Source organism: Spirillospora sp. NPDC049652, from assembly GCF_040675125.1.
In the GTDB taxonomy this organism is placed as follows: Bacteria; Actinomycetota; Actinomycetes; order Streptosporangiales; family Streptosporangiaceae; genus Spirillospora.
In genome coordinates this window covers 1-3,514 of record NZ_JBFAOF010000781.1, presented here as the reverse complement: position 1 = coordinate 3,514, position 3,514 = coordinate 1, and the positions used below count along the sequence as shown (strand labels likewise).

At 72.5% G+C, this 3,514-nt stretch carries 3 protein-coding genes; all 3 read right to left on the bottom strand.

The window, feature by feature from the left end:
- Window positions 1-1,826: GMC oxidoreductase (locus AB0J52_RS32445; RefSeq protein WP_500186647.1), on the bottom strand; the 1,826-nt coding region annotated here is incomplete at its 3' end.
- Between the two features lie 58 nt (window positions 1,827-1,884).
- On the bottom strand, window positions 1,885-2,997 hold the full coding sequence (locus AB0J52_RS32440) for an alpha/beta hydrolase family protein (protein ID WP_500186646.1): 1,113 nt from the start codon (window positions 2,995-2,997) through the stop codon (window positions 1,885-1,887).
- A gap of 265 nt (window positions 2,998-3,262) precedes the next feature.
- Window positions 3,263-3,514: response regulator transcription factor (locus AB0J52_RS32435; protein ID WP_500186645.1), on the bottom strand; the 252-nt coding region annotated here is incomplete at its 5' end.

The following is a 3,514-nucleotide window of genomic DNA, read 5'->3' as shown; positions in this document are numbered from 1 at the left end:
GTGCCCGCCACGGCAGCCCCCGCCACGGCCGTGCCTGCGACCGCAGCTCCGGCCGTCTCCGCGCCGCCGCTCACGACGCCGTTCTCCGCGACGCTTCCATGGACGTCCTCCGTCGTGTTCTCCGCGGCGGTCCTCGCGGCCGACGCCAGCGCCGCCTCCGCCTCGTTCTCCAGCAGCCTGGTGCACATCCGGTCGGCGAACGCCGCGATCGTCAGCGACGGGTTCGGCCCGACCGGGCCGGGCATGACCGAGCCGTCCGCGATGTGCAGACCGGGGTGGCCGTAGACCTCGCCGTACGGGTCGCACACGCCCACGCCCTCGTGCGCGCCCATCGGCACGCCGCCCAGCGGGTGGACGGTGATGATCCGCTTGCGGAACCACATCGGGTTGTCGGCGTACTCGGCGCCCAGCACGTCGGCGATGCTCTGCATCGTCTTGCGGACGCGCTCGAAGTACGCCTCGCTGGTCCTGGTCGTCCAGTCGGCGTGGAGGCGGCCGTGCTTGTCCAGCCGCAGGCGGCCGTCCGGCACGTCGCGGCCCATGCCGAGCAGCGGCAGCGAGCTGACCGTCAGCGAGCCGGTGCCGATCAGCTCGCTGAGCTCGCGCGACAGGGAGGTGTCCGGGGCGTCCCGGAAGAAGTCGGCGAACCGGTCGGCGAGGAACTTCACGATCCGCTCGATCTGGCCGGGCATGTCGAGGCCCTGCACCGCCCAGTCGACGAAGCCGGGGTAGCCGCCGTCCTGGATGTAGGCGCCGCGGCCAGCGCCGGGCACGCCGTCCACGTCGTCCGGCAGCCGGATCGCGCTGGTGATGACCGGGCCGCGCGCCGCGTCCAGCGGGCGCACCCGGTTGCGGTCCTTGGCCTTCAGCAGGAACGTCAGCAGGTCGCCGTTGCCGCTGAACCGGGTGCCGAGGGCGTCGCTCAGCCCGCCCAGCGCGGCCCGCGAGCGCAGCAGGATGCGGGCCGTGCCGTACGTCCCGGCCGACAGGATCAGCCGTTCGCACCCGATCGTCCTCATCACCCGCTTGGGCGCGGGCGACTCCATGTCGTGGACGATGTAGTCGACCTCGTACCCGCCGCCGGCCCGCGGCCGGATCCCCTTGACCTCGTGCCCGGTGCGGATGTCGGCGCCGTGGTGCCGGGCCGCCGAGATGTAGGTGTGGTCGAGGGTGTTCTTCGACCCGTCGTTGCAGCCGATGTCGCACTCGCCGCACAGGTTGCAGGTGCGCCGCGGCACGCCGTGGACGTTGCCGTAGGACGGCTCGGCGATCGGCAGGCCGACGGCGGGCTGCCCGCCGGGCTCGGCGGAGAACCGGACCGCCAGCGGCGGCAGCGTCACGTCCAGGCCCAGCTCGGCCGCCGCGTCCTGCATGGCGTGCGCCTTGGGCGTGTTGTCGAACGGCGCGCGGTCCAGCGGGAACGGCATCGGGTCGAGCATCCGCTCGACGGCGTCGTAGTGCGGGTCCAGGTCGGCGCGGCTGACCGGCCACGACTCGTAGGAGCCGTCCGGCAGCTCCTCGTGGACGAACCAGCGCTCGTCCTTGCGGAGCAGCACGTTGGCGTAGATCAGCGAACCGCCGCCGAGGCCGGACGAGACGACCGAGTCGCAGCCGCCGAAGCGCCAGACGTCGAACATGCCGTACAGGCCGGCGCTCGGGTCCCAGAACGCCCGGCCCATCTCGGCGGGGGAGCGGGGGAAGCTGCCGGGCGGATACGGCCGGCCGCGCTCCAGCAGCACCACCGACCGCCCGGCCTCGGCGAGCCGGTACGCGCTGACCGACCCGCCGAATCCCGAGCCGACGACGACCGCGTCGACCTGCTCCATGCGATTGCTCCTGCTCTGTTCTGTCCGGACGCGGCGGCGCCCCGGCCCGGCCGGCGGCCTAGGCGGAATGCCGCTTGAGGAAGTCGACGACGCGCGGGAACACGTCGAGGTGGGCGTTCTTGCCGATGATCGGGTCGAGGTGCCCGTAGCCGGGCAGCACCGCCAGCTCGTGGCGGCCGGGCGCGGCCCGCTCCAGCAGCTTGTGGAAGTGCACGTTGGAGTCGCTGAAGACCCGGTTGCGGTCCGGCGCGAGCAGCAGCAGCGGCGTGGTCACGCCGGCCGCGTTCGCCAGGTAGTCCTTCGGCAGCCGCGCGTACGCCGGGTCGTCGGGGGCGAACCTCACCGACCGGCCGGCGTCCACCATCTTGCGGACGTGCCGGTAGTAGTGCAGCCCCGACGCGCAGCAGATGTCGGCGACCCGCTCGTGCGTGACGGGCAGCAGGTTCTCGTGCCGGTACATCGCGGGCTTCCCGGCGCCCCACTGGAAGCTCTGCATGTGGCACGCGCGCACGTCGCACTCGCGATGGAACAGCGACACCAGCCGCGACAGCATCCAGCCGCGCGTGAACGCGGGCGCCTCACCGAACCTCGGGTCGATGAACGGCAGGCCCGCCACGTACTCCAGGAACGCCGGGCCGAGGGTCAGCTTCAGCTTGGAGAACGCCGGGACGCGCGGCGTCAGCGACACGCTGTTGCAGGTCATCGACGTGATGTCGGTGACGGTCCCGGCGAACAGCGCCATCGTGAACGACACCGAGCCGAGGCAGTGCGCGATCACGTGCAGCCGGCGGTCCCCGATCTCGCGGCGGATCACCTCGAGCGCGGCCGGGAAGTCGTACAGCGCGATGTCGTCCAGCGTGTACCGGTGGGTCTCGGTGTCGTAGGGGAACCGGCCGCTCATCCGGAAGTCCAGCGCCCACACGTCGGTGAACCCGGCGTCCAGCAGGTGGCTCGCCAGGTTCTGGTGCTCGGGCATGATGAAGACGTCGCTGGCCGAGGTCAGTCCGTGGACCAGCAGCACGACGTCGTCGCACTCGGCGCGCTCGAACCGGGTGAGCTCCAGCCCGAGACCGTCCTCGGTCGCGAACGGGTACACCCGGACGTCGGCGTCCTTGACGCCCGCCAGCGTCCGCCGTGGAATCGTCGTCCGCGCAATCGTGGTCTGTTCCATCCTCGCCTCCGTGTCGGCCCCGCAAGAATGATGCGGCCGGACGTCCGCCGGCGGCATCGTGGGAAACCCTGACTTGTCCCGGAAGCCCGGACCCGGCGGCACTGACACCCCGTGCGCACCGTGTCTCCGGCGTCCCGAAGCGTGCTGAACTCGTCCTTTGTGGGACGCCCGCGACGTCCGTCCGGTTGCGGTCCGCGCGCGGTCCGCTCGTCCGGACCGGATCCGGACCGCCCGCGCCGCGTCGCTCCGGGCCGGCCCTCCCGCGTCACTCCGGGCCGGAGTCCCCCCGGTTCAGGGCGCTGACGACCCCCACCCGCGAGGTGACGCCGAGCTTCCCGAAGATGTGGGACAGGTGCGTCTCGACCGTCCGGACGCTGACGAACAGCCGCTCGGCGATCTGCGAGTTGGTGTAGCCCTCGGCGACCAGCGACGCGACCTCGTACTCGCGCTTGGACAGCCCGCCCGGCCCGGAGCCGCGGCCGCCGGGCGCGGGCACCCGCACCCCGACCCGGCGCTG

Coding starts and splice junctions, on each gene's coding strand:
- AB0J52_RS32440 (WP_500186646.1), bottom strand. CDS start 2,997: ATGGAACAGACCACGATTGCGCGGACGACGATTCCACGGCGGACGCTG.